28 protein-coding genes are annotated in these 22,935 nt (G+C 60.8%); 9 read left to right on the forward strand and 19 right to left on the reverse strand.

Annotated elements, in window-relative coordinates; translation table 11 throughout:
- Positions 1-150: 150 nt before the first annotated feature.
- The 7 genes from zapE to sdhC form a co-directional block, all read right to left on the reverse strand.
- On the reverse strand, positions 151-1,314 hold the full coding sequence (gene zapE / locus FHT86_RS24255; protein WP_133709109.1) for a cell division protein ZapE: 1,164 nt from the start codon (positions 1,312-1,314) through the stop codon (positions 151-153).
- Positions 1,315-1,376: 62 nt separating this feature from the next.
- Positions 1,377-1,892, reverse strand: coding sequence for a protease inhibitor Inh/omp19 family protein (locus FHT86_RS24260; protein ID WP_133709108.1), 516 nt, complete (start codon positions 1,890-1,892; stop codon positions 1,377-1,379).
- A 141-nt stretch (positions 1,893-2,033) separates the two neighbouring features.
- Entirely contained in the window at positions 2,034-2,840 is an 807-nt protein-coding gene (locus FHT86_RS24265) for a DNA polymerase beta superfamily protein (RefSeq protein ID WP_133709107.1), read from the reverse strand.
- Positions 2,841-2,889: 49 nt separating this feature from the next.
- Positions 2,890-3,669 carry a succinate dehydrogenase iron-sulfur subunit gene (locus FHT86_RS24270; protein ID WP_133709106.1) on the reverse strand — a complete coding sequence of 260 codons (780 nt, stop codon included), beginning with the start codon at positions 3,667-3,669 and terminating at the stop codon, positions 2,890-2,892.
- Between the two features lie 17 nt (positions 3,670-3,686).
- Positions 3,687-5,543 carry a succinate dehydrogenase flavoprotein subunit gene (sdhA, locus tag FHT86_RS24275; protein ID WP_133709105.1) on the reverse strand — a complete coding sequence of 619 codons (1,857 nt, stop codon included), beginning with the start codon at positions 5,541-5,543 and terminating at the stop codon, positions 3,687-3,689.
- 6 nt (positions 5,544-5,549) lie between these two features.
- Positions 5,550-5,930, reverse strand: a complete 381-nt coding sequence (sdhD, locus tag FHT86_RS24280; protein ID WP_133709104.1) for a succinate dehydrogenase, hydrophobic membrane anchor protein — start codon at positions 5,928-5,930, stop codon at positions 5,550-5,552.
- 86 nt (positions 5,931-6,016) lie between these two features.
- A complete protein-coding gene (gene sdhC / locus FHT86_RS24285) occupies positions 6,017-6,415 on the reverse strand; it encodes a succinate dehydrogenase, cytochrome b556 subunit (RefSeq protein ID WP_133709103.1) in 399 nt (132 codons plus the stop codon).
- A 309-nt stretch (positions 6,416-6,724) separates the two neighbouring features.
- Here sdhC and FHT86_RS38160 point away from each other — a divergent pair, with 309 nt between their 5' ends.
- Positions 6,725-7,303 carry a hypothetical protein gene (locus FHT86_RS38160; protein ID WP_246779639.1) on the forward strand — a complete coding sequence of 193 codons (579 nt, stop codon included), beginning with the start codon at positions 6,725-6,727 and terminating at the stop codon, positions 7,301-7,303.
- Positions 7,304-7,309: 6 nt separating this feature from the next.
- Here FHT86_RS38160 and FHT86_RS24295 read toward each other — a convergent pair whose 3' ends face one another.
- From FHT86_RS24295 to tsaD, 7 genes are read right to left on the reverse strand one after another with little or no spacing between them, the layout of a single operon-like run.
- The gene (locus FHT86_RS24295) at positions 7,310-7,960 is read right to left on the reverse strand and encodes a methyltransferase (protein ID WP_133709102.1); all 651 of its coding nucleotides are present in this window, start codon (positions 7,958-7,960) and stop codon (positions 7,310-7,312) included.
- A gap of 19 nt (positions 7,961-7,979) precedes the next feature.
- Positions 7,980-8,411, reverse strand: a complete 432-nt coding sequence (locus tag FHT86_RS24300; protein WP_133709101.1) for an EVE domain-containing protein — start codon at positions 8,409-8,411, stop codon at positions 7,980-7,982.
- Positions 8,412-8,413: 2 nt separating this feature from the next.
- The gene (locus FHT86_RS24305; RefSeq protein WP_133709100.1) at positions 8,414-8,707 is read right to left on the reverse strand and encodes a YciI-like protein; all 294 of its coding nucleotides are present in this window, start codon (positions 8,705-8,707) and stop codon (positions 8,414-8,416) included.
- Positions 8,708-8,761: 54 nt separating this feature from the next.
- On the reverse strand, positions 8,762-9,196 hold the full coding sequence (locus tag FHT86_RS24310) for a PIN domain-containing protein (RefSeq protein WP_133709099.1): 435 nt from the start codon (positions 9,194-9,196) through the stop codon (positions 8,762-8,764).
- Complete coding sequence (locus FHT86_RS24315; RefSeq protein WP_133709098.1) at positions 9,193-9,492, reverse strand: hypothetical protein; 300 nt, start codon at positions 9,490-9,492, stop codon at positions 9,193-9,195. Before FHT86_RS24315 ends, FHT86_RS24310 begins: the two co-directional genes overlap by 4 nt.
- A 58-nt stretch (positions 9,493-9,550) precedes the next feature.
- Positions 9,551-10,540: an NAD(P)H-dependent glycerol-3-phosphate dehydrogenase gene (locus FHT86_RS24320; protein WP_133709097.1), complete on the reverse strand. Its 990-nt coding sequence runs from the start codon at positions 10,538-10,540 to the stop codon at positions 9,551-9,553.
- A complete protein-coding gene (gene tsaD, locus FHT86_RS24325; protein WP_133709096.1) occupies positions 10,537-11,634 on the reverse strand; it encodes a tRNA (adenosine(37)-N6)-threonylcarbamoyltransferase complex transferase subunit TsaD in 1,098 nt (365 codons plus the stop codon). The genes FHT86_RS24320 and tsaD overlap by 4 nt, the downstream gene beginning before the upstream one ends.
- Before the next feature lie 84 nt (positions 11,635-11,718).
- Here tsaD and hemC point away from each other — a divergent pair, with 84 nt between their 5' ends.
- The 6 genes from hemC to FHT86_RS24355 all read left to right on the forward strand — a co-directional run bounded on the left by hemC (position 11,719) and on the right by FHT86_RS24355 (position 17,569).
- The gene (hemC, locus tag FHT86_RS24330) at positions 11,719-12,648 is read left to right on the forward strand and encodes a hydroxymethylbilane synthase (RefSeq protein ID WP_133709095.1); all 930 of its coding nucleotides are present in this window, start codon (positions 11,719-11,721) and stop codon (positions 12,646-12,648) included.
- Positions 12,649-12,654: 6 nt separating this feature from the next.
- Positions 12,655-13,383 (forward strand): uroporphyrinogen-III synthase, encoded by a 729-nt coding sequence (locus FHT86_RS24335; protein WP_133709094.1) that lies wholly within the window; start codon positions 12,655-12,657, stop codon positions 13,381-13,383.
- A 79-nt stretch (positions 13,384-13,462) separates the two neighbouring features.
- Positions 13,463-14,728, forward strand: coding sequence for a COG4223 family protein (locus FHT86_RS24340; protein ID WP_133709093.1), 1,266 nt, complete (start codon positions 13,463-13,465; stop codon positions 14,726-14,728).
- Between the two features lie 14 nt (positions 14,729-14,742).
- On the forward strand, positions 14,743-16,347 hold the full coding sequence (locus tag FHT86_RS24345) for a heme biosynthesis protein HemY (protein WP_133709092.1): 1,605 nt from the start codon (positions 14,743-14,745) through the stop codon (positions 16,345-16,347).
- Between the two features lie 12 nt (positions 16,348-16,359).
- The gene (locus FHT86_RS24350; RefSeq protein WP_133709091.1) at positions 16,360-16,845 is read left to right on the forward strand and encodes a TerB family tellurite resistance protein; all 486 of its coding nucleotides are present in this window, start codon (positions 16,360-16,362) and stop codon (positions 16,843-16,845) included.
- On the forward strand, positions 16,838-17,569 hold the full coding sequence (locus FHT86_RS24355) for a glutamine amidotransferase (protein WP_133709278.1): 732 nt from the start codon (positions 16,838-16,840) through the stop codon (positions 17,567-17,569). The genes FHT86_RS24350 and FHT86_RS24355 overlap by 8 nt, the downstream gene beginning before the upstream one ends.
- A 29-nt stretch (positions 17,570-17,598) precedes the next feature.
- Here the strand turns inward: FHT86_RS24355 and FHT86_RS24360 are convergent, their stop codons facing one another.
- From FHT86_RS24360 to FHT86_RS24370, 3 genes are read right to left on the reverse strand one after another with little or no spacing between them, the layout of a single operon-like run.
- On the reverse strand, positions 17,599-18,699 hold the full coding sequence (locus tag FHT86_RS24360) for an FUSC family protein (RefSeq protein ID WP_133709090.1): 1,101 nt from the start codon (positions 18,697-18,699) through the stop codon (positions 17,599-17,601).
- Positions 18,696-19,709 (reverse strand): biotin/lipoyl-binding protein, encoded by a 1,014-nt coding sequence (locus FHT86_RS24365; protein WP_133709089.1) that lies wholly within the window; start codon positions 19,707-19,709, stop codon positions 18,696-18,698. Before FHT86_RS24365 ends, FHT86_RS24360 begins: the two co-directional genes overlap by 4 nt.
- A 48-nt stretch (positions 19,710-19,757) precedes the next feature.
- Entirely contained in the window at positions 19,758-21,014 is a 1,257-nt protein-coding gene (locus FHT86_RS24370) for an MFS transporter (protein ID WP_133709088.1), read from the reverse strand.
- A 114-nt stretch (positions 21,015-21,128) separates the two neighbouring features.
- On the opposite strand from FHT86_RS24370, the gene FHT86_RS24375 reads away from it, so the two are divergent.
- Positions 21,129-21,452, forward strand: coding sequence for a YggT family protein (locus FHT86_RS24375; protein ID WP_133709087.1), 324 nt, complete (start codon positions 21,129-21,131; stop codon positions 21,450-21,452).
- Positions 21,449-21,763, forward strand: a complete 315-nt coding sequence (locus FHT86_RS24380) for a DUF167 domain-containing protein (RefSeq protein ID WP_133709086.1) — start codon at positions 21,449-21,451, stop codon at positions 21,761-21,763. Before FHT86_RS24375 ends, FHT86_RS24380 begins: the two co-directional genes overlap by 4 nt.
- On the opposite strand, the gene ppa is transcribed toward FHT86_RS24380, so the two are convergent.
- Together ppa and FHT86_RS24390 are read right to left on the reverse strand one after the other, a co-directional pair.
- Positions 21,764-22,300: an inorganic diphosphatase gene (gene ppa / locus FHT86_RS24385; protein ID WP_133709085.1), complete on the reverse strand. Its 537-nt coding sequence runs from the start codon at positions 22,298-22,300 to the stop codon at positions 21,764-21,766.
- Between the two features lie 124 nt (positions 22,301-22,424).
- Positions 22,425-22,931: a GNAT family N-acetyltransferase gene (locus tag FHT86_RS24390; protein ID WP_133709084.1), complete on the reverse strand. Its 507-nt coding sequence runs from the start codon at positions 22,929-22,931 to the stop codon at positions 22,425-22,427.
- Positions 22,932-22,935: the final 4 nt, after the last annotated feature.

Here is a 22,935-nt window from a genome sequence, read left to right on the forward strand (position 1 = left end):
GGCGGGACACCTTGCAAGGCATCCACCATTGCCGCCAATCGCATAGACCCAAAGGCCGAAATTGGCAATTGATTATTTTGAGATCAGGAATTTCAATCGGTTAGATCCATAATTTCTTACGTAAACGTAAGAAATTCTGTCACCGATTTGTTACTCGGCGGCGCGCTTTGCATGAGTCTGGGCGAGGTATTCCGCGCTTCGCATTTCGAAAAGCCGCGATGCCGTTCGATCGAATTCGAAGCCTTCCGTGCCACGTCTTTCGACCAGAAGATCCTCCGGCATCGCCTCCGCAGAAACATAAAGCCGGATGGCATGATCGTAAAGCGTGTCGATGAGGATGATGAAACGCTTGGTCTGGTTGCGTTTTTCCGGTCCGAGCTTCGGAACGCGGTCGAGAAAGATCGTGTCGAACCGATTTGCGATGGCCAGAAAATCGGCCGCACCCAGCGGCGCTTCGCAGAGATCGGCGAAGGAGAAGCGTGCCATGCGATCGACGGCGAGCGGCACATGGATGGAACGTCCCTTCATGGGAATGTCCAGCGGCTGAGCCTTGCGCCCGTGCAGCGCCTGCATCCAGGACGCATCCATCGCCATATCGGTGCGCTCGTTGATCGGTATCAGATAGACCGGCTGGCTGTTCAACTTCTCCAGGCGGTAGTCCGTCGGTGAATCCAGCGTGACGACATCGACATACCGCTGCATAAGATCGATGAAGGGCAGGAACAGGCCCCGATTGAGGCCGTCGCGATAGAGATTGTCAGGCTCGACATTGGATGTGGCGACCAGTACACAGCCCAACGAAAACAGCTCGGAAAACAGCCGCGACAAGATCATCGCATCGGCGATATCGGTTACGGAGAATTCATCGAAGCAAAGCAGCCCTGCCTGGCTATAGAGGTCGGCTGCGACCGGGGGCATCGGATCGGCCTGCTTGGTCTCGCCGTTCTTGAACTTCAGCCGGTGAGCGGCGATGCGGTTGTGCACGTCCGCCATAAACTCATGGAAATGCGCCCGGCGTTTCCTGCTGCAGGGCGCCATGGCGAAAAACATGTCCATCAGCATGGTCTTGCCGCGCCCGACGCTGCCATGGATATAAAGGCCACGGACGATCTCGGTCGGCTTCTTGCGCGCGGCAAACATCCAGCCGAGTGCGCTCGATTTGGTCGCCGGCCGCTTCCGCTTGAGATCGGCAAGCACGCGATCGAGGGATTTCGCCACATCCATCTGCGCCGAATCCACCTGAAGCGATCCGGAAGCCGTCAGCGCCTTAAGATGTTCGACGACGCTGATGGAATAGTCGGGCATGGGCTGCATGGGGAGATACCCGCCTGTGCAAGAGGGAAGCGGTCGGATGGCCCAACCGCTTCAAAAGAGCTTTATCGGCTGAGGCTGAGCGGCTGGCCGGACGCGGTGGAGCCGTCGAAGCGTGAATCGGCCGTCTTGTAGAGCGTGCCGATCTGGCTGCCATCACGGTTCTTGAGGATGACCTGCTTGCCGGAAACTTCCCACGAGCCCATGGTCGTCAGCTCGCCCGCACAACCGCGCGTGCCGCCGCGCGAGCCGCTGCCGAGATTGGTGAGTGTCAGGAACATGTCGCAGCTCGCTCCACCGTTGCTGACCTTCCAGCTACCGACCATCGATTCCTTGGTCACGTCTTGCGCCGAAGCGGCCATCGCCTGCTGTTGCTGCTGATTGCCCGCGTTCGGCGTGTTCGTCGGTGCCGCCGGAAATTGCGATGCGCCGGCAGTGGGCGGAAGCTGGCTGGATTGGACGGAGGGAACGGGCTGGGCCTGCAGTGGCGGGGGAGAATAGTCGTCGTTGTATGCTGTGCGCTGGCAACCGGCAAGCGACAGACCTATCGCCGCAGCCGTCACTGCATATCTCAATTGCATCATCATACTCCTAATTGTCCACCATCGATGTTTGCAAACTGGCGCTTAATTAAGTTGGAATTATCGTATTTCACTTTGGTTAATCAAGTCGCTACGGGCATAAATCGCTGGAGGCCATACCTCCGCAAGAATCCGGTAGTTTCAAGGCTTAACCCGGCAAACCTCATCCAGATAGAAATGATCGGCCAGCCTCTGCATGATTTTGTCGCGTTCCACGTCATGGCGGAGATTGCCTGAGAAATCGGAATAGCGTGCGAGCGAAGCTGATAAAAATTCCGTGAGTTCGGCCGGCGGCACGCCCTCGCCCATCTCGCGCGTCTCTTTCTTGAGAGCCACCATTTGCAGAATGGTTTCCCGTATGTTCCGGGCTATGTCGATACCTTCGAGGCATTCGAGCATGTTCATCGGCGGCAGCTTGGCGAAATTGGTCTGCCGCATCCATTCGAGTGCGATCGCCGGACGAATGGAATAAAGCAGCTTCTTTAAGCGAACTGTTTCGGATCCGTCGCTTGGCTGATGCCGTTTCATCAGGCCAATATAGTGCTGGGCAACCTTTTCGGGCACCATGATCGCATCCAGCAGTGCGGCGAGGCGATCGCGAAAGCCGGGTTCTTCCTCATAGATGATGGGGGATTTCAGCCATTCGACGAGAACGGCATTGCCCTTCAGCGCCAAAAGCAGCGCCTTACGCAAATCCCACCCGCCGGTGTCGATGTCACCGACGATCGGAAACTCGATCACGTCGCGATGCGAGAACAAAGTCAAATGATCCCGCTCCGGCCTGACATAGACGAAGCGGCAATCATAATCACTGTCGGGCGAGGCAAATCCCCAGGCGCGACTGCCGCTTTCGATGGCAAGACCGATACGAATACCCTCGGCTTTGACCGAAGCAAGCCGCAACCGAATTTCTGCGACCGCTTCCGGCGCGAAGCCTTCCATCGTCATGCAGCCATAGTCCTTCTCGCCCGCGGCACAGACGAACGGTCGCCGGCGGTTAGACCCGCCGTTCGACCATCATCTTCTTGATTTCAGCGATCGCCTTGGCCGGGTTCAAACCCTTGGGGCAGGTCTGGGCGCAGTTCATGATCGTGTGGCAGCGGTAGAGGCGGAATGGGTCCTCGAGATTGTCGAGACGCTCGCCTTTTGCCTCATCGCGGCTGTCGATCAGCCAACGATAGGCCTGCAGAAGAACGGCCGGACCGAGATAGCGGTCGCCGTTCCACCAATAGCTCGGACAGGAGGTTGAGCAGCAAGCGCAGAGGATGCATTCGTAGAGGCCGTCGAGCTTCTGGCGGTCCTCGTGGCTCTGCTTCCATTCCTTTGCCGGCGGCGGCGACACCGTCTTCAGCCAGGGCTCGATCGAGCGGTGCTGCGCGTAGAAATTCGTCAGGTCAGGTACGAGGTCTTTGACAACGGGCAAATGCGGCAGCGGGTAGATCTTCACTGTACCCTTGATCTCGTCCAGACCCTTGATGCAGGCGAGCGTATTGGTACCGTCGATGTTCATCGCGCAGGAGCCGCAGATGCCCTCGCGACAGGAACGGCGTAACGTCAGCGTCGGGTCGATCTTGTTCTTGATGTAGAGCAGACCGTCGAGCACCATCGGGCCGCAATCGTCGACATCAATGTAATAGGTGTCGATGCTCGGGTTCTGGCCGTCATCCGGGCTCCAGCGATAGACGCGGAATTCGCGCGTATTCTTCGCGCCTGCCGGCTTCGGCCAGACCTTGCCTTCACGCATCTGAGAGTTCTTGGGGAGAGCGAGTTCAACCATAGTCAGTTCCTCTCAGATCAATACACGCGTGCCTTCGGCTCGATCTTGTGCGGATCGATACCTTCGGCAATCAGTTCGGTATGAACGGGGCGATAGTCCAGCTTGACATCGCCGGCCTCATTGACCCACGCGAGCGTGTGCTTGCGCCAGTTTTCGTCGTCACGGCCGCCGAACTTGCCTTCCGTGTAGTCCTCGCGGGCATGTGAGCCGCGGCTCTCCTTGCGGGCTTCGGCGCCATAGATCGTCGTGATGGCGTTAGCCATCAGGTTGTGCAGTTCCAGCGTCTCGACAAGGTCGGAATTCCAGATCAGCGAACGGTCGGTGACCTTGATGTCGGGCAGCTCGTTCCAGATCGCCGAGAGGCGGCGGCAGCCGGATTCCAGCGATTCCTGCGTGCGGAACACCGCCGCGTCTTCCTGCATGGCGCGCTGCATCTTTTCGCGCAACACCGCCGTCGGCGTCGAGCCGCTGGCATGGCGCAGTCGGTCGAAGCGCTCCATGATCTTGTCGCAGGCGGCAACATTGACCGGCGGCACTGGGCTCGCCCGGTCAATGACCTCGCCGGCGCGAATGGCGGCGGCGCGGCCGAAGACCACAAGGTCGATCAGCGAGTTGGAACCGAGGCGATTGGCGCCGTGCACCGAGGCGCAACCGGCTTCGCCGACGGCCATCAGGCCCGGCAGAATACGCTCCGGATTGTTGCCGTCGGCGTTCAATACCTCGCCCCAATAGTTCGTCGGAATGCCGCCCATATTGTAGTGGACGGTCGGCAGAACCGGGATCGGCTCGCGTGTGACGTCGACGCCAGCAAAGATCTTGGCGCTCTCGGAGATGCCCGGCAACCGCTCGTGCAGCACAGCCGGATCGAGATGGTCGAGGTGCAGGAATATGTGGTCCTTGTTCTTGCCCACGCCGCGGCCTTCGCGGATTTCCAGTGTCATGCAGCGCGAAACGACGTCGCGCGAGGCAAGATCCTTGGCCGAAGGCGCGTAACGCTCCATGAAGCGCTCGCCCTCGGAGTTGACGAGATATCCGCCTTCGCCGCGCGCACCCTCGGTGATGAGACAGCCGGAGCCGTAAATCCCGGTCGGATGGAACTGCACGAACTCCATGTCCTGAAGCGGCAGCCCGGCACGGGCAACCATGCCACCACCGTCGCCGGTGCAGGTGTGGGCCGACGTCGCCGAGAAATAGGCGCGGCCGTAGCCGCCGGTCGCCAGCACCACCATCTTGGCGGCAAAGCGATGGATCGTGCCGTCATCCAGGCACCAGGCGACCACGCCAGTACAGCGGCTGCCGTCATCGGACATGATCAGGTCGAGCGCGAAATATTCGATGAAGAATTCGGCATTGTTGCGCAGCGACTGGCCATAGAGGGTATGCAGAATGGCGTGGCCGGTACGGTCGGCGGCAGCGCAGGTGCGCTGCACCGGCGGGCCTTCGCCGTAGTTCTGCATGTGGCCGCCGAACGGACGCTGGTAGATCTTGCCTTCTTCGTTGCGCGAGAACGGCACACCGTAATGCTCGAGCTCATAGACCGCCTTTGGCGCTTCCATGGTGAGATATTGCATGGCGTCGACGTCGCCGAGCCAGTCGGAGCCCTTGACGGTGTCATAGAGATGCCATTGCCAGCTATCCGGCGTCATGTTCTGCAACGAGGCGGCGATGCCGCCCTGGGCTGCGACCGTATGCGAGCGGGTCGGGAATACCTTGGTGATGCAGGCGGTGCGGAAGCCCTGCTCTGCCATGCCGAGCGTGGCGCGCAGGCCGGCGCCGCCGGCGCCGACGACGATCACATCATAGGAGTGATCAACATACTTGTAGGCTTTCCCATTTTGGGCAGGCCCATTCTGAGCGGATGAGTTCGGTGCCATCTGTAATTATCCTACGAACGCGATCTTCAGAATGGCGAAGAGACAGAGCCCCGCCACGATGACCGCGAAAAACGTGTTGAGCATGAGAAGGACGATCTTGCCGAATTCGCCGTGCACATAGTCCTCGATGATGACCTGCATGCCGAGCCTCATATGAATGACGCCGGAGATCACCATCAGGCCCATGATGACGGCAACGAACGGATTCGACAGCGCGCGCACGACATCCGCATAAGGAGCGCCGGCATAGATCATCAGGAAAATGACGAAGAAAATGATGAGCGGAACATTGGCGACGGCGGTCAGGCGCTGACGCCAGAAATGATCGGTGCCTTCCTTGGCGGAACCGAGGCCGCGGACTTTGCCCAAAGGGGTGCGCATATCCATGAGAAGTATCCTTTACAGCAATGATCTCGAACCGAAGGACCGCGAAGCGAAAAATGAGAAGCGGTTTTCGGACAAGATCATGCCAATCAAATCAGCCGGATGGCGATGCCGATGATCCAGACCATCGCGGTAAGACAGAGCGAACCGACGAGCGTCGCCTTGGCCATCCTGGTCGAGACGGCGGGGTCGAAGCCGTATCCGAGGTCCCAAACGAAATGGCGGAAGCCGCCGAGCATGTGGTGCAGCAGCGCCCAGGTATAGCCGAGCAGGACGAGCCGGCCGATGATCGAACCCATGATCCAGTTGACCAAGTCGAAATAGCCCTGACCGGTCGCCGCCGCGATCAGCCACCAGGCGACCAGCAGCGTGCCGAAATAGAGCGCGCCCCCGGTAATACGGTGAATGATCGACATGACCATGGTGGGAATAGGCTTGTAGATTTGCAAATGCGGCGACAGGGGCCGGTTTTGTGTGACGTTCGCCATCAGAACCTCGCGGCGTTACGATACGCTTCGATCCCGGATATTTCCGGGGCAACACACTTGGGGAAATCCTGTGTGCGTTGCATCAATTGCGACCATTAATCACGGAAAGGCATGTCGACAAGCACAATTGCTGTCTGCCTCGAATTTAATCGATTCGGGTCGTCAGACATCTTTAGCGAGTGCGCGGATACGACATTCTCCGATTGGCCGATCGATACGATTTTCCCGCCCACCGAGTGGACTTAACACCGTTCTTGCGGCACTCTGTTCTTCATATTTTATTAAGGATTTAGAGCGCGAGGCGAACCCATGGGACGGCATCTTTTCAAGGCAACAACGCTCGTTTTGGCGGCAGCCGCCGCTCTCTCGTCCGTTTCGGCCTCGGCGGGCGACAATCGCCATGGACACCGTCAGTTCCGCCATCCTGGCTCGGTTCCGCTGCATGAAATCTCCTGGACGCAACGCCATGCGCAACCGCATCCGGCCAGAATTGTCCCCATGGACCGGCGATCCCCGGCTCATATCGGTGCCTTTGCCGGCACGACGGCCGCCTTTTCGGGCGGCTATGGCCACGGACACCGGCCGTTCCGCTATCCTCGCCCGGTGCGGCTGGATGAAATCTCGTGGCCGCAGCGCTACACGCAGCCGCAACCGGCCAGAATTGTCCTCATGGACCGGCAATACGCGGCCGACGTCGGTACCTACGCCGGCACGGCGGATATCTATCAGGCCGATGGCGGCACTTATGTCGTCGGCTATGGCGGCTACGGATCCGATCAGTATCAGGGCAGACCCGTTACGCTAAGGCCGCGCGCGAAGGTCATCGACGTCAAACTTGCCCGCAATGCCTGTTCCTATGAAGCCGGCGTGTGTGTGATTCGCCCCTGACAGCCCTTAGCCGGCAAGAAATTGCCAGACCGTCGTCTTCTTCACTTCGCTGTCCTCCAGCGCTCGCGTCACCGGCACCTGATAGCTAGCACGGGCCTCCAAATGGTCCTTGGGCAGGTAGGCTCTGCCGGGATCGCCCACCAGAACGAGATGACCCTCTCCCACCAACTGCTGGAACCAGGGAATCAGGCGATCGGCGAAATCGCGATCGTAAAAGACATCGCCGGCGAGAACGACGTCGGCATTCGTCGTCTGGCCAATGAGATTGTCGCCGGTGAAGTCGAGCGTGACATCGTTCTCCGCAGCGTTCAGCCGTACCACCGTCTCCGCCCAGGGATCGATATCGGCGGCGAACACATGGCTTGCACCCGCGAGCTTGGCAGCAATCCCGACCAGGCCGGAGCCGCTGGCGAAATCCAAAACCCGTTTTCCGGCAACCGTGTCGGGATGATCGAGGACATAGCGCGCAAGTCCCTGTCCGCCGGCCCAGGCAAAAGCCCAGAAGGGCGGCGGCAGGCCGATCTCTTCGAGCTCCTCCTCGGTCTTCAGCCAGAGATCATGGGCTTCACTCGCCAGATGAAGCCGGATTTCCGGCACATGCGGCGGCGCCATGAGACTGGTGTTTGCACGGATGAAACTCTCCGGTTCGGTCTTCAAATCGTCCTCGAGTCAGGGGTCAGATGGGCGGATTGTCGAGTTCGCCCATGCGGCAGACTTCGAGCCATTCGTCATCGGTCACCGGTTGAACGGAAAGCCGCATCGAAGTGACGAGCGCCATCTGCGAAAGTTTCGGATTGGCCTTGATATCCTTCAGCGACACCGGCTTCGGCATATCGCGCACGGCGCGAATATCCACGCAGTCCCAGCGCGGATCGTCCTTGGCAGTCGAATCGGGATGCGACAGCGCGCAGACCTCGACGATACCGACGATCTCCAGACCGTCATTGGAATGGTAGAAGAAACCCTTGTCGCCGATCTGCATCGCCCGCATGTTATTGCGGGCGAGATAGTTGCGCACGCCAGTCCATTCCGTGCCCTTCTCGCCGGCTTTCTTCTGCGCCTCCCAGGACCACGAGGACGGCTCGGATTTGTACAGCCAATGCGCCATGCTTATGCCTCCGGATTGTTGAAGACCCAGTTGAATGGCTTGACCTCGACGCTCTCGAACAGGCCGGCCTTGGTGTAAGGATCGGAATCGGCAATCGCCTTAGCCGCTTCGATCGTTTCGGCGCTGACGATGACGAGGCTTCCATTGGGCTTGCCTTCGGCATCGAGGAAAGGACCCGCCATCTTCAGAGTACCCTCGGCATTGAGCCTGTTCAAATGCTCAAGATGGACAGGGCGGGTGTCCATGCGGACATTCAAGTGACCGGGCTTGTCCTTACAGACAAAAGCAAACAGCATGGTTTCATTCTCCTGTGGAAATCAGAATTGAGATATCATTGGCCTTCGGCGCAATTATCCAGTGCCCCTCCGGAGAGGATTGACGATATCCAGACCCCAAAAATCTCTTTCGTTGTCTGTTACCAAAACACAATCATTTACGACTGCAACCGAGGCTGCGATCATATCAAAGGGATCGCGTGGCCGACCCGCCGCTCTTCCTTCGGCCATAAGTGCTGCCCAGACCAACCCGGCACGCTCGTCAAAAGGAAGAATCCGGCCGGTAAACACTGCCTGTGGCCCCGCACGGCTTGAAAACCACGCTTCCAGCAAATTGCGTTTGCGTCCCGCCGGCATGATCAAAATACCGCGCTGAATCTCGGCAACTACAAGTGACGGAACAAACAAATCGCTATCTACCTGCTCCTCATACCATGCCAGAAGAGCAAGCGAGGGTTCAGGCTTAATCGCATTGCTGACGATATTGGTATCAAGCAAATAGCGCTTCACAGATCGATCTCTCGCGGCTGAGTTCGTGGCCGTTCGAGATCGAGTTCCGCGTCCTCAAGAGGAAAGCTCCGCAGTGCGGCGATGACGCCGCCCTTCTTTGGCGGATCACTCGATATCGTCTTGGCGACGACATCGCGAATGCGGGCCGATTCAGGACTGTCCTCCGCCAAACGTCGCGCCAGCGAGCGAATGAGAGCACGATCGCCATCAAGACCGAGCACCTCGAAACGGGCTAGACCACGTTCGCCAAGGCGAGAACGGTAATTCTGAATCGCGCGTTTTTGTGAGCTGCCCATCGCGGCCTCCAGTTATATCCAGTAATATATCCAGTGCGCCATTGATGTTCAAGCTTTCTTATTCCGTGGTGATCGGCCGCGTCATCAGTTGCTCGATAGCAGTCGGGATATCCAGCTTGCCGTCGATGATGGCCGAGACCGCTTCTGTGATCGGCATGTCGACACCGAGCCCCCTTGCTAGGCGCGCCGCGATGGAGGCGGCATAGGCGCCTTCGACGAGATCGCCATGCGATGGATCGGCCGTCTCGCCGCGGCCGAGCGCAATGCCGAAGCGCAGGTTGCGGGATTGGTGGCTGGTCGCGGTCAGCACGAGATCGCCTAGGCCGGAAAGCCCGCGCACCGTCTCTGCCTTGCCGCCCTTGGCAAAGACAAAGCGCGACATTTCCGCAAGGCCACGGCTGATCAGCGCCGCGCGCGCCGAATCGCCGATGCCGCGCCCTTCGACAATGCCGCAGGCAATCGCCAAAACATTCTTCAGCGCACCGCCAAGCTGCACGCCCACGCGATCGTCGGAAGCATAGAGACGGAATGTCGGCCCTGAAATCGCCTGCGCCAGCCGTTCCGCCACCGCCATATCCGCAGCCGCGATCGCCATGGCCGTCGGCAAGCCCTTGGCAATATCAGTGGCAAAGCCCGGCCCGGAGAGAACGGCGATGGCGTGGTGCGGCAATTCCCGCTCCAACATGTCGGTCAGCAGGTCGCCGGAGACCTTGTCGATGCCCTTGGCGCAGGTGACGACGATGGCATCCTGCGCCAGATAAGGCCCGTAATGACGTGCAGCATCCGCCTGGGCCTGCGACGGCATGGCGAAAAGCACGATGCCGGCATCCGAAATCGCGTCAGGCTCGGCGGAAAATTGCAGCGAGTCCGGCAGATCGATGCCCGGCAAGGCCGTGTCATGCATCCGGTCAGCCCTGAGATCTGCCATCAGCGCCGCCTTGCGCCCGACCAGCGTCACCTGGCTCTTTCCGGTCAGGGCGATGACGGCGGCGAGCGCCGTGCCGAAGGCGCCGGCGCCGACCACCGCGATCCGCTCATTGTCGCTCATGCCTTCGCTCCTCGTTTGCCGTGCCCCAAAAGAGTTTCCGCCTTCTGATCGAGCGGCCAGCGCGAGCGCGGCTGCACATCGAGGCCGTCGGGCGCTGCGCCTGTCGCCATGCGCTCCAGGCCCGCCCAGGCGATCATCACGGCGTTATCGGTACAGAGCCTGAGCGGCGGCGCGATGAACCGGAAACCATTGAGATCGCAGAGCTCTTGCAGCGTGCGACGCAGCTCGAGATTGGCAGCGACGCCGCCGGCAACAACCAACGCCGGCTTGTCCGCTGTCTTCGGAAAATCCCTTTTGAAACGCTGCAGGCCGCGCCCGATGCGGTCCTTCAATGTGCGCGAGATCGCCTTCTGGAAGGAAGCACAGATATCTGCGACATCCTGCTCGGTTACCGGCGCGATTGCCGTTGCCGCCTGTCGCACCGCAGTCTTGAGCCCGGAGAAGGAAAAGTCCAGACGGGTCTCGCCGACCAGCGGCCGCGGAAAATCAAATCGATCCGGATCGCCGTTCTTCGCAGCCGCTTCGACCGCCGGGCCGCCGGGATAAGGCAGTCCGAGCAGCTTCGCCGTCTTGTCGAAGGCTTCGCCCAACGCATCGTCGATGGTCGTGCCCCAGCGCTCGTATTCGCCGACGCCGCGCACCAAAATCAGTTGCGTATGGCCGCCGGAGACGAGCAGCATGAGATAAGGAAAGGTGAGCCCGTCCGTCAGCCTTGCCGTCAGTGCATGGCCCTCTAGATGGTTGATGGCGTAGAGCGGCTTGCCGGTCGCCCTCGATATGGCCTTGCCGGTCATCAGCCCGACGAGCAGGCCGCCGATCAGACCGGGGCCGGATGTGGCCGCAACGGCGTCGACATCGGACAGCGACACATTGGCGCGCTTGAGCGCCTCGTCGATCAGGGTATCCAGCGCCTCGACATGCGCCCGCGCAGCAATTTCCGGCACGACGCCGCCATAGGCGCTATGCTCGTCCAGTTGGCTCAAAACCACGTCGGAGGCAACCGTGGCGGTGCCGTCGTCCCGGCGCTCGACAATGGCCGCGGCGGTTTCGTCGCAACTTGTTTCGATGCCGAGAATGCGAAGAAAGGGCGCCATGGAAGCGGTTCGTTACCTGTTGGTCGATTGCGATGAAGCGGAAATATGGTTACGGGAACTGTCGGTAACAACGGATCAAAGCGGATGCAAACAAAACCTTTCCGGATCGGCACGCGCGGCAGCCCACTTGCGCTGGCGCAAGCGCATGAGGCCCGCGATCGCCTGATGGCGGCGCATGGCCTGCCCGAGGAAATGTTCGAGATCGTCGTTCTGACCACCAAGGGCGACCGCATCACCGATCGTTCATTGGCGGCGATCGGCGGCAAGGGCCTGTTCACCGAGGAGCTGGAACAGAAGCTGAGCTCGGGGGAACTCGATTTCGCCGTCCACTCTGCCAAGGACATGGCGACGAAGCTACCGGAAGGATTGGCTCTATCAGCCTACCTGCCTCGCGAGGATATCCGCGATTCCGTGATCGGTCGCACGGCGCCGAGGCTGATCGACCTGCCGCATGGCGCGACCGTCGGTTCTGCGTCGCTGCGTCGCCAGGCGCTCATTCGCCGCCTCCGTCCGGATATCAAAGTCATCACCTTTCGTGGCTCGGTCGAAACCCGGCTGCGCAAACTCGAAGAGGGCCAGGCCGACGCGACGCTATTGGCGCTTGCCGGCTTGAAGCGGCTCGGCAAGGTGGATGTGATCACCGACATTCTCGATCCGGACGAATTCCCACCGGCGCCGGCACAAGGGGCGATCTGCATCGAAAGCCGCATCAGCGACAACAGGATGAACGACCTGCTCTCCGCTATCAATGATGGACCGACCTTCGACACCGTTTCCTGCGAACGCGGCTTCCTGGCTGCACTCGATGGCTCCTGCCGCACGCCGATTGCCGGCTATGCCGTCTGCGAGGGTGATCACATCAGGTTCTTCGGCATGATCCTGACGCCCGATGGCCAGCAGGTGCACACCACCACTATCGAAGGCCATCGCCGGGACGCCGAGGCGCTCGGCACCAACGCCGGCCAGGCGATTCGTGCCGAGGCCGGCAGCACCTTCTTTGAAGATTGGACCTGACATCCGATGCGCGTCGTCGTCACCCGTCCTGAGCATTCGGGTGAACACACCGCCCAGCGGCTTGCGGAGATGGGGCATGAGGCGGTGCTTTTGCCGTTGTCGAAGCCTGTGCGCCATCCCGGCACAGCCCAGCAAGCCCTATCGAACACTCAGGGCGCTATTGCCGTCACCAGTGCCGAAGCGATCCGCACGATGGGTGCATTAGGCCAGCTCCTCGAGCCTCATCTCAGCCGCCCGCTTTTCGCAGTCGGCAAAGCGACCGCCGAGGAGGCCAGGGACCTTGGTTTCACCAGTGTTTTTGTATCAGAGGGCAGCGGCACCGAGCTCGCGGAACTGATTTCCCGCGAATGGACCGATATTCCTCAAGCCCCCTTGCTCTATCTTGCAGGCTCGCCGCGCGCCGCGGGTTTCGAGGCAAGATTGACGGGGCTGAATATCCCATTCCGGACGGTCGAATGCTACCGCATGCAGGATATCGTCATCGACGATGCAACCCTTCGCCGGCTCTTTCTCGATGCTTGCGCCGATGCCGTACTGCTCTATTCGCGTCAGACGGCGATACGATTCTTCAGCCTGCCCCTCCTGCAGCAACATCCGAGTTCCCTCGCCCGGATAAGATTCCTTTGCCTAAGCGAAGCGATTGCCCAGGCCGTCCCGACCTCCCTACATTCTCATGTGGATATCGCTAATATACCGGACGAAGACAGTCTTCTGGCGCTTCTGGCAGCGGAGTGACGCCGCAATTTTGATCTAAGCTCTTTCCATAATCGACTTGTCTGTCTAACTTCGCTGCAGCGCATGAAAAGAGGACCTCATGGTATCGGGAAACCCGCCAAACCATTCGAAGCCCAACGACGAGCCGATCACGATCGACCTGGAAGCTGAGGAAACTACTCAAGCCGCGGCCTCCGAAGAGATGACGGAGCGAAACCACAGCGAACCCGGCAGCTCCTCCGCCGATGAGGTGGAAATGCCGCTGGAAACCGAGAAGGAGACGCTGGGGGAAGAGGTCGATGAGCCCATCGCAGAAGCTCCGGCAGATAAGCCCAAAGCCGCGAGCGCGCAGGAACCTGAGCCCACCCGCGCCGAGCAAACCTCGGCTTCCCCGCGACAGCAAGGCGCAACATCGGGCCTGATCGCCGCGGGCATTGTCGGCGGCCTGATCTCCCTCATCTGCGTCGGCGCCATCCAATATGCGGGGCTCCTGCCCGGTGGCAGGCCTGCAAATGATAATTCTGCCGATATCGCTGCGCTCACAGCCGAAATCGACGGGTTGAAACAGACGGTTTCCAATCTCGCCGCCGCTCCCGCTGCAACACCTGATGCGACGCTTGCAGCCCGCGTCGCAGCACTCGAGACAGCGGCTGCCAATACCACGGCCGCAAGCGGATCGTCCGATGCAAGCAGCAGCGATGCCGACCAGAAGATTGCCGCGCTCGGCGCGGAAGTGGATCAATTGAAGGCGACCCTCGCTCAGGCGACGCAAAGCCAAGCCTCGTCCGACGCCGATGTCAGCAAACGTCTGGCGGACGCAGAGAAGAAGCTGAGCGGCCCGAGCCAGGAAAGCGCTGTCGCCCGGGCCATTGCGGCGGCGGCACTGAAGGCGGCGATCGATCGCGGTGGTCCCTTTCAGCCTGAGCTCGACACCTTCGCCAATGTTGCGCCCGATGACCCCGCAGTTACCGATCTGAAGGCCTTCGCCCAGACCGGCGTTCCCTCGCGCGCCGATCTCATTCGCCAGGTATCCGACGTTGCGACGGCGATCGTCAGTTCGACGCAGCAGGACGACCCCAACCAGAGCTGGAGCGACCGCTTGCTGACAAGCGCCAAATCTCTGGTGCAGGTGCGCCCGGTCGGCAACGTCTCTGGCGACAGTGTCGAGGCTATCACCGCCCGCTTCGAGGACAAGGTGAAGAACGGCGATCTGCCCGGCGCCGTCACCGAGTGGAATAGCCTGCCGGACGCCGCCAAGTCGGCTTCCGCCGCCTTCAAGCAATCGTTGGAAGCTCGTACCCGCGTCGAAGATCTGGTTGGTGCAGCGCTATCGAAGGCGATCGCCGACACCGGAAAACAGAGCTGAGGACGGGTGAAAGAATGACAAGACTGCTTATTTTCGCCGTTCTCGTCCTGGTACTCGGCTATGGCTTTTCCTGGCTGGCAGATCGTCCCGGCGATCTTTCGCTGGTTTGGGGCGGTGAACTCTATCAAACCAAGCTTATCGTCGCGGCCGGTATCCTGATTGCGCTCATCGCCGCCGTCATGGTGGTCTGGTGGTTCATCCGCTTGATCTGGACCTCGCCGCATTCCGTCACCCGCTATTTCCGCGCCCGCAAACGCGACCGCGGCTATCAGGCTCTGTCGACCGGACTGATCGCCGCCGGGGCCGGCAATGCGCTGCTCGCTCGCAAGATGGCGGCGCGGACGCGCGGCCTCATCCGCGCCGACCAGGAGCCGCTGATCAACCTGCTCGAAGCGCAGGCCGCGCTGATCGAGGGCAAACATGACGAGGCCCGGCAAAAATTCGAGTTAATGGCCAACGACCCGGAAACTCGCGAGCTCGGCCTGCGCGGCCTCTATCTCGAAGCCAAGCGCCTCGGCGCGCACGAAGCCGCGCGGCAATATGCCGAAAAGGCGGCCGACCAGGCCCCCTATCTCCCTTGGGCAGCGCAAGCGACGCTGGAATACCGCAGTCAGGCCGGTCATTGGGACGAAGCCATCAAGCTTCTAGACCAACAGAAGATCGCTCGTGTCATTGATAAGGATACCGCCAACCGCCAACGCGCCGTGCTGCTGACTGCGCGCGCCAACGACAAGCTCGAAAGCGATCCGGCCGGTGCCCGAGACGATGCGCTGGCCGCGCTGAAGCTGTCCTCCGATTTCGTGCCGGCAGCACTTACGGCCGCCAAGGCATTGTTTCGCGAAGACAAGGTCCGCAAGGCCGCATCCATTCTCGAACAGGTCTGGAAAGCAGAGCCGCATCCGGAGATCGGCAGGGCCTATGTCCGCGCCCGCAGCGGCGATTCCGTCGCCGATCGCCTGAAGCGTGCCGAGAGGCTGGAGGCGATCCGCCCGAACAATGTCGAAGCGCTGCTGATCACGGCAAAGGCGGCACTCGACGCCCGCGACTTCGCCAAGGCCCGCGCCAAGGCCGAGGCAGCGGCCCGCATCGACGCCCGCGAAGGCGCCTTCCTGCTGCTGGCCGATATCGAAGAGGCCGAGACCGGAGACCAGGGCCGCGTCCGCCATTGGATGGCGCAGGCACTACGCGCGCCGCGTGATCCGGCCTGGGTAGCCGATGGCTTCGTCTCCGACAAATGGCTGCCGCTGTCGCCCATCACCGGCAGGCTCGACGCCTTCGAATGGAAGGCGCCCTTCGGCCAACTCGAGGGGCCGGTGGAAGAGGGCACGGCCGTCTCGGTCGATGCCGCGCTGCGGTCGCTGCCCCCGGTGAGCGAGGCGGCTTCCCCAACCGCTGCGACAAAATCGGCTTCACCAACAGTTGCTTCGCCGGCTGCCGGTACCTCTGTTATAGAATTGGAACCGATCGCGACGAAGCCGGCGCCAGCCCCATCCGCCGCCAAATTCGAGCCGACAAAGGAGCCCGAACCAAGGCCCTTCTTCGGCGGTGCGCCCGATGATCCGGGCGTGAAAGATCCCAAGCTTGAACCGGAACCCAAGACACGGCTCAAGCTCTTCTAAGAATGGAATCGAATGTTTGAACGCTTTCAGGAATTCTTTCAGAATCTGACCAAGGACCACCCCAAATCCGGTTTTGCTCCCGACGATCCGCGCATCGCGGTTGCGGCGCTCTGTTTTCAGGTGATGGAGGCGGACGGCAAGATCGAGGAAAGCGAGAAGAAACGGCTTCGCAAGCTGCTGAAGAGCCAATACGGTCTCGACGGCCGCCAGCTTGACGCACTGATCGCCGCGGGCCAGGAGGCCGAGAGCGAGGCGGTCGATTATTATCGCTTCACCTCCGACCTGAAGCGTCACCTCAACAGCGAACAGCGCCTCGAGCTTCTCGGCATCCTCTGGGACATCGTCTATGCCGACGGCGAACGCAGCGAAATGGAGGACCATGCCATCTGGCGGATAGCCGATCTCATGGGCATTTCCGACCGCGAGCGCGTTATCAAACGCCAGGAGGCTGCTGCCCGCGCCCCTGGTCGTAAGATGGAGACCGGGGATGATGATTGAGGCGCCGAAAGGCCGCAAACATCATCCGATATTGATCGTCCTGCACGGGGAGCGCTCCAGCCCCGGCCGGGTCGGCCAGATGCTCTTGGACAAGGGCTACGATCTCGACATTCGCCGGCCGGTGCTCGGTGAGAGGCTGCCGACGACGATGGAGGGTCATGCCGGCGCGGTGATCTTTGGCGGACCCATGAGTGCCAATGATCCGGACGATTTCGTGAAGGCCGAGATCAATTGGCTCGACGTGCCGCTGAAGGAAAACCGCCCCTTCCTCGGCATCTGTCTCGGCGCGCAAATGCTCGCCCGCCACCTCGGCGCCAAGGTGAGGGCCCGCGACGACGGCAAAACCGAAATCGGCTGGTATCCGCTACAGCCGACCGAAAAGGGACGCCTTTTGATGCGCCGCTGGCCGCAAATGGTTTATCACTTCCACCGCGAAGGCTTCGACCTGCCGCGGGGTGCCGATCTGCTGGCGACCGGCGAGACCTATCCCAACCAGGCCTATCGCTATGGCGCCAACGCCTGGGGCTTGCAGTTCCACGCCGAACTCACCCGCGCCATGATGCAGCGCTGGGTCGTGCATGGCGAACACCGCTTCTGCATGCCGAACGCCCAGCAGGGCCGCGAACATCTGGAAGGCCGCATGATCTTCGACCCGGCGCTCAAAGCCTGGCTTTCCGAATTCCTCGACCTCGTTTTCGAGGGCAAGCAGGCGATGGCGGCGTAAGCTGCCCCACATTATGCTGTCCCTATGCGTCAGCCCTGCTTTTCTTCGCTCGCCGACTGGGCACCGATCGGCGGGCCGAGCAAAAGGTTGATAAGTACCAAAAGCCCTATGGCCCCAATCATACCGGCGATGCGGTTGAAGGCCGGTAGCAGACTGACCGCAGGACCCGTATCCTGCACAAGCGTCAGGATCAATGCGATAGCAGCCTGCGCACCGACGCCAGGGATGCCATGGCTCCCGTTCTGGATCTGCATGGCAAGCCAAGTACCTGCCATCAGCAGTAGAAGCCAGGGCACGAAAGATTGGCTGATCGGCAAGAATAGCACCATCGCGCCGAAACAGCCGCCCAATATACACCCGGCTACCCGGTGCAACATGCGCTGGGCTATCGCCGACTGATCCTTTTCCGAGATGCCGGTGAGGGTGGGGACGGCCATGACCGCGCCGATCGAAATCGCCATCTGACTGAGATTAGGCAATTCCAGTTGCCGCCAAACCAGAGGCACGGCGGCAACCGCCATTCCGGTCCGCACGGCATGTGACAGTACATGCCAGTTGCGACCCAACAAACTGTGCCAGCCGGGCGGCGGCGCCGCGGCTGCGCTTTCTGCCGGCGCCAACAGCCATGTCACAAGCAAGGCCGTGGCGGTGCCGAGCATGATCTCGGCGGCGCGATAGAAGGCGATGGAAAGGGCCATGGTCGGATCGTTCAGCGAACCGAGGGTGACCATCATGGCCGTGATCCCGCCGAGCAGCCAAGCATAGCCATGCGGGCTCAGCAACGCACCGAGGATGGCAAGCGTGCCGGCGGTAAAAAGAAGCAGCATCGTTGCCACCGGATCATAAACTGCCAAGGGTACAAGAGCGAAACTCGCGATCGCGCCGGCCAGCGTGCCGACGATTCTCATCCCGCCCTTTTGCCAGGATTGCGGATGGCTCGCCTGCACGCACATGAAGGCACTGATCCCGGCCCACCAGGGATTGTTGAGCCTCAGGATCAGCGCGAGGACGAGCGCGAGCCCAACCGCCAGTGCCGCGATATTGGCTTGCCGCAAGCGCGGACCGGAAAGGCTCAACTCCGCCAGCTCGCCGCGGACCGCACCGACGAGCTCTGCAAGAGCCTGCCTCATGGGAAGATCAGCGTGCTGGCATCCGATCCCATGTAAAGGGTCAGGTCGGATGGAGGATCGACCAGCTTCAGCGTTACCGGAAAGCGGCGCCGCAACCTGATCCAATCGGTGGTGGGGGCGACATAGGGCAGGAGTCCGTCCTGTTCGGGGCCTCTGCTGATGCCGCGCGACACACCCTCGATACGAGCGCGATAGAGACGCCACGGATGCGTGTCGAGCCGTACCCAGGCGGCGTTGCCGGGCTGCAAATTCCTGATGTAGTTCTCCTTATAGTTCGCGACGATGCGCCAGCCTGCCGCATCGACGATGCCGACGAGCGCCTTTCCGGCCGAGGCCGTATCGCCCACGCTCACGGAAAGATTGTTGACCGTACCGTCGACGGGTGCGCGTATCTCGGTTTGGCCAAGTTGCCATTCAGCCAAGGCGAGCGCGGCCTGAGCCTGCGCGACGATCGCCTCCTGACTAGCCGCCAACTGGGATGCCTTGTCGACCGCCTCGCGCGCCGCCGCCGCCTCAATGGTCGCCCGCTCCTTGGCGGAAACCGCATCGTCAGCAGTCAAGGCCACTTGCTTCTGGTCATCGCCGGCCTGTTGGAGTGCGGCCGTCGCAGCCGCCAGCCGATTCTGAGCGGCGGCAAGATCGTCGCTGACAAGCTTGTGGTTCGTATCCGCTTCCTGCACGGCTGCTTTGCGTTGATCAACGACGAGTTGGAAGGGCACCTTGTCGATCACCGCCAAAATATCGCCGCGCCGCACCTCTCGGTCGTTAGCGACATTGACGCTCACGATCACGCCCGTCACTTGCGGGGCGACCGCCACGAAACCCGTTGTGACATAGGCATCGTCCGTATAAGCGATAAACGACGTCAAAATCTCCCAGACCACCAATAGCGCCAGCAGGCTGGCTAGACCCACGGCAAGCCGGAACGCTCGCCGGCGCTCGGTCGGCGCCGCCGGTGGCGGAGCAGATGGTTCTGGCTCGATCGGTTCGTTGCTCGTCGTGTTGCTCATGGCGACAACATGCACGCGCGCTTACCATCATGACAAGAAAATTGTGGCTTACGCCACCTGCGGCTCGCCCTCGCGGTCCGGCGCGTTCAGATTGTCGATCCGACGCAATTGCGGGAAACCGCTTGCCCAGATGATCGCCACTGCCAACGTGCCGATGCCGCCGATGACGACGGCAGGGACGGCGCCGAAATAGTGCGCCATAGTGCCGGCGCGGAACTCGCCAAGTTCGTTCGACGCACCGACGAAGACCATATTCACGGCGTTGACGCGGCCGCGCACATGGTCCGGCGTCCAGAGCGTGATCAGAGTTTCGCGGACATAGACGGAAATCAGATCGGACGCGCCCATGATGGCGAGTGCCGCAATTGACAGCCACGGCGTATGCGAGATGCCGAAAATCAAAGTTCCCAGCCCAAACATCCCGACGCCGATGAACATGCAAATCCCAGCCCGATGCCGGATGGGATAGGTTGCCAGAAACAGGCCCATGGCAATGGCGCCGAAGCTCGGAGCAGCGCGCAGCAGGCCGAGACCCCAGGGACCCAGCGTCAAAATATCACGCGCGTAGACCGGCATCAGCGCCACCGCACCGCCGAGCAGCACGGCAAAGAGATCGAGCGAGACGGCACCGAGCACGACCTTTTCCGACCAGATAAAGCGAAAACCGGCGAGAATTTCGGTCAGGCTTCTCGATTCATGCGCGATACGCTGCTGCGGCTTCGGAATCAGGAACGTCAGCAGCGAACCGGCGGCAAAAAACAGAACAGCCACACTGTAGGAAACGCTCGCTCCGACACCGTAGAGCAAGCCGCCGGCGACGGGACCGAGAATGGCGGCCGCGTCCCAGGACATCGAATTCCAGGTGATCGCGTTCGACAGGTCCTTCGGCGGGATAAGATTCGGAGCGAGCGACTGCATCGCCGGCGTCATGAAAGCGCGCTCGACGCCGAAGACCGCAAGGATCATGAAGACCAGCAGCGGCGCGAAAGCGTTGGTAACGGTCAGGAACAACAGCGCGGCGGTGCAGAGCGTGCCGACAAAAATGCAGATCGCCGAGACCATGCGCCTGTTATAGCGGTCGGCAACCGTGCCGGTCACCAGGATCAAAAGCAGGGACGGGAGGAACTGCACGAGGCCGATCAGGCCGAGATAAATCGGATTGCCGGTATGATCATACATCTGCCAGCCGACGGAGACGCTGACGACCTGTGTGGCGAAAGCCGTCAGAAAACGGGCGAAGAAGAAATAGGTGTAGGCGATATGCCTGAACGCGGCAAATCGGTCTCCGCTGGCAACCAACGACATGAGGTGAGGCTTTCCGACCAGGGCAAATGCGCGGAACGCGCTTGCTCGGCCTGTTAAACATGATTCAGCGTGCTTCAAAGCATGGGACTTGCCCGTTAAGTCGCCAATGTCTACATGTCTGTCAACCGCGAAATGGAGACGGATATGCTTGCCTTATTTCAAACCATTGATCTGGCTTTGAATCTTTATACCTGGGTGCTGATCGCGAGTGCCATTTTCTCATGGCTCTATGCTTTCAATGTCATCAATTCGAGCAATCAGTTCGTCAACTCGGTTGGAAGTTTCCTCTATGCGGTCACGGAGCCTGCGCTCCGCCCGATCCGGCGCGTGTTGCCCGATCTTGGCGGCATCGACATTTCGCCCATCATTCTGCTGCTGATCATCTTCTTCTTCCGTTCCCTGATGTGGAACACGCTTTACCCGCTCTTTGGCCGGTGAGCGAGGCCTGGCAAGCTTTTGCCGACCACGTGAGACTATCCGTCCGGCTCACGCCCAATGGCGGGCGTGACGCCATTGAAGGCGTCGAGGCCGGCGCCGACGGCGAGCCCTATCTCAAAGCGCGTGTTTCCGCGGTGCCGGAAAAGGGCAAAGCCAACAAGGCGCTGATCGCGCTCATTGCCAAGAACCTCGGCATCGCCAAATCCGCGGTCAGCCTGATCTCCGGCGATACAGCGCGTAAAAAAATCCTCCGGATCGATGGCGACCCGGAGGATTTAATAGGCAAACTTAGGGCTCTGCTGAAAGTCTGATCAGACCTTCGCCTTCTTGGCGCGCTCGATAGCTTCAACAATGAGCTCACCAGCTTCCTTGGAGCCGCCCCAGCCATAGATTTTCACCCACTTGCCGGGTTCCAGATCCTTGTAGTGCTCGAAGAAGTGCTCGATCTGCTTCAGCGTGATCTCCGGCAGGTCAGTATGTTCCTTGACCTTCTCGTAGCGCAGCGTCAGCTTCGGCGAGGGAACGGCGATGATCTTTTCGTCCTTGCCGGAATTGTCCTCCATCTTCAGCACGCCGATCGGGCGGACATTGATGACGCAGCCCGGAACCAGCGGACGGGTGCTTGCGATGAGTACGTCGATCGGGTCGCCGTCTTCGGAGAGCGTGTGCGGGACGAAGCCATAATTGCCCGGATAGGTCATCGGCGTGTAGAGGAAACGGTCAACGACCAGCGTGCCGGCCTCCTTGTCCATTTCATACTTGATCGGATGACCGCCGACCGGAACTTCAACGATGACGTTGACGTCTTCGGGCGGGTTCTTGCCAATGGAAATCGCGTCGATGCGCATGCGTGTCCCCTAATAAGGATGGTTGCTGCAGCCAGATAATCGGAATCATGACGCAACGCAACAAGGCATTGGGACGATGCGGGATTTTAATCGATCAACGTGGCGAACGCCGCAGCGGGCGGCCTTAGGGCCAGACGAAGCCGATCTTTTTGAGCTGCTTGCGGTCGAAGGTCTCGATGCCCTCGCAGAAATCGGCGCCACCCTGACCGCGATAGAAGCGGTCGCCATTCTCGTTTTCCTCAAGGCACCAGACGACAAGTCCCTTGCAGCCGAGCGACTTCAGGAGCCGACGCGCCTCACCGAAGAGAAGCCGGCCAAGGCCAATGCCTTGATACTCCGGGCGAAGATAGAGTTCGTAGATCTCGCCTTCCTGCGGCAGCGCGCGGGCGCGGTTGAGGCCAAGCGTGGCGTAACCGGCGATCTCGCCGGCGACATCGAGAACCAGGAGCGTCGCCGGGCCACTGGTCGCCTTGCGCCACCAGGCTTCGCCACGGCGCTCGATCATCTGGCTAAGCGCACGATGCGGAATGATGCCAGTATAGGTGTACTGCCACGACTGGCGGTGCACCTCGGAAATGGCCCGGGCATCATGCGGTTCAGCCCGCCGAACATCAATCGACAACGTCTTCATAACG

It is taken from the genome of Rhizobium sp. BK313, from assembly GCF_014193655.1.
In the GTDB taxonomy this organism is placed as follows: Bacteria; Pseudomonadota; Alphaproteobacteria; order Rhizobiales; family Rhizobiaceae; genus Rhizobium.

Excerpts from the sequence above, each read along its gene's own strand:
- zapE (WP_133709109.1), bottom strand. The coding sequence starts at position 1,314 with ATGCAGCCCATGCCCGACTATTCCATCAGCGTCGTCGAACATCTTAAG.
- FHT86_RS24260 (WP_133709108.1), bottom strand. The coding sequence starts at position 1,892 with ATGCAATTGAGATATGCAGTGACGGCTGCGGCGATAGGTCTGTCGCTT.
- FHT86_RS24265 (WP_133709107.1), bottom strand. The coding sequence starts at position 2,840 with ATGACGATGGAAGGCTTCGCGCCGGAAGCGGTCGCAGAAATTCGGTTG.
- FHT86_RS24270 (WP_133709106.1), bottom strand. The coding sequence starts at position 3,669 with ATGGTTGAACTCGCTCTCCCCAAGAACTCTCAGATGCGTGAAGGCAAG.
- sdhA (WP_133709105.1), bottom strand. The coding sequence starts at position 5,543 with ATGGCACCGAACTCATCCGCTCAGAATGGGCCTGCCCAAAATGGGAAA.
- sdhD (WP_133709104.1), bottom strand. The coding sequence starts at position 5,930 with ATGGATATGCGCACCCCTTTGGGCAAAGTCCGCGGCCTCGGTTCCGCC.
- sdhC (WP_133709103.1), bottom strand. The coding sequence starts at position 6,415 with ATGGCGAACGTCACACAAAACCGGCCCCTGTCGCCGCATTTGCAAATC.
- FHT86_RS38160 (WP_246779639.1), top strand. The coding sequence starts at position 6,725 with ATGGGACGGCATCTTTTCAAGGCAACAACGCTCGTTTTGGCGGCAGCC.
- FHT86_RS24300 (WP_133709101.1), bottom strand. The coding sequence starts at position 8,411 with ATGGCGCATTGGCTGTACAAATCCGAGCCGTCCTCGTGGTCCTGGGAG.
- FHT86_RS24305 (WP_133709100.1), bottom strand. The coding sequence starts at position 8,707 with ATGCTGTTTGCTTTTGTCTGTAAGGACAAGCCCGGTCACTTGAATGTC.
- FHT86_RS24315 (WP_133709098.1), bottom strand. The coding sequence starts at position 9,492 with ATGGGCAGCTCACAAAAACGCGCGATTCAGAATTACCGTTCTCGCCTT.
- FHT86_RS24320 (WP_133709097.1), bottom strand. The coding sequence starts at position 10,540 with ATGAGCGACAATGAGCGGATCGCGGTGGTCGGCGCCGGCGCCTTCGGC.
- tsaD (WP_133709096.1), bottom strand. The coding sequence starts at position 11,634 with ATGGCGCCCTTTCTTCGCATTCTCGGCATCGAAACAAGTTGCGACGAA.
- hemC (WP_133709095.1), top strand. The coding sequence starts at position 11,719 with ATGCAAACAAAACCTTTCCGGATCGGCACGCGCGGCAGCCCACTTGCG.
- FHT86_RS24335 (WP_133709094.1), top strand. The coding sequence starts at position 12,655 with ATGCGCGTCGTCGTCACCCGTCCTGAGCATTCGGGTGAACACACCGCC.
- FHT86_RS24340 (WP_133709093.1), top strand. The coding sequence starts at position 13,463 with ATGGTATCGGGAAACCCGCCAAACCATTCGAAGCCCAACGACGAGCCG.
- FHT86_RS24345 (WP_133709092.1), top strand. The coding sequence starts at position 14,743 with ATGACAAGACTGCTTATTTTCGCCGTTCTCGTCCTGGTACTCGGCTAT.
- FHT86_RS24350 (WP_133709091.1), top strand. The coding sequence starts at position 16,360 with ATGTTTGAACGCTTTCAGGAATTCTTTCAGAATCTGACCAAGGACCAC.
- FHT86_RS24355 (WP_133709278.1), top strand. The coding sequence starts at position 16,838 with ATGATTGAGGCGCCGAAAGGCCGCAAACATCATCCGATATTGATCGTC.
- FHT86_RS24360 (WP_133709090.1), bottom strand. The coding sequence starts at position 18,699 with ATGAGGCAGGCTCTTGCAGAGCTCGTCGGTGCGGTCCGCGGCGAGCTG.
- FHT86_RS24365 (WP_133709089.1), bottom strand. The coding sequence starts at position 19,709 with ATGAGCAACACGACGAGCAACGAACCGATCGAGCCAGAACCATCTGCT.
- FHT86_RS24370 (WP_133709088.1), bottom strand. The coding sequence starts at position 21,014 with ATGTCGTTGGTTGCCAGCGGAGACCGATTTGCCGCGTTCAGGCATATC.
- FHT86_RS24375 (WP_133709087.1), top strand. The coding sequence starts at position 21,129 with ATGTCTGTCAACCGCGAAATGGAGACGGATATGCTTGCCTTATTTCAA.
- ppa (WP_133709085.1), bottom strand. The coding sequence starts at position 22,300 with ATGCGCATCGACGCGATTTCCATTGGCAAGAACCCGCCCGAAGACGTC.
- FHT86_RS24390 (WP_133709084.1), bottom strand. The coding sequence starts at position 22,931 with ATGAAGACGTTGTCGATTGATGTTCGGCGGGCTGAACCGCATGATGCC.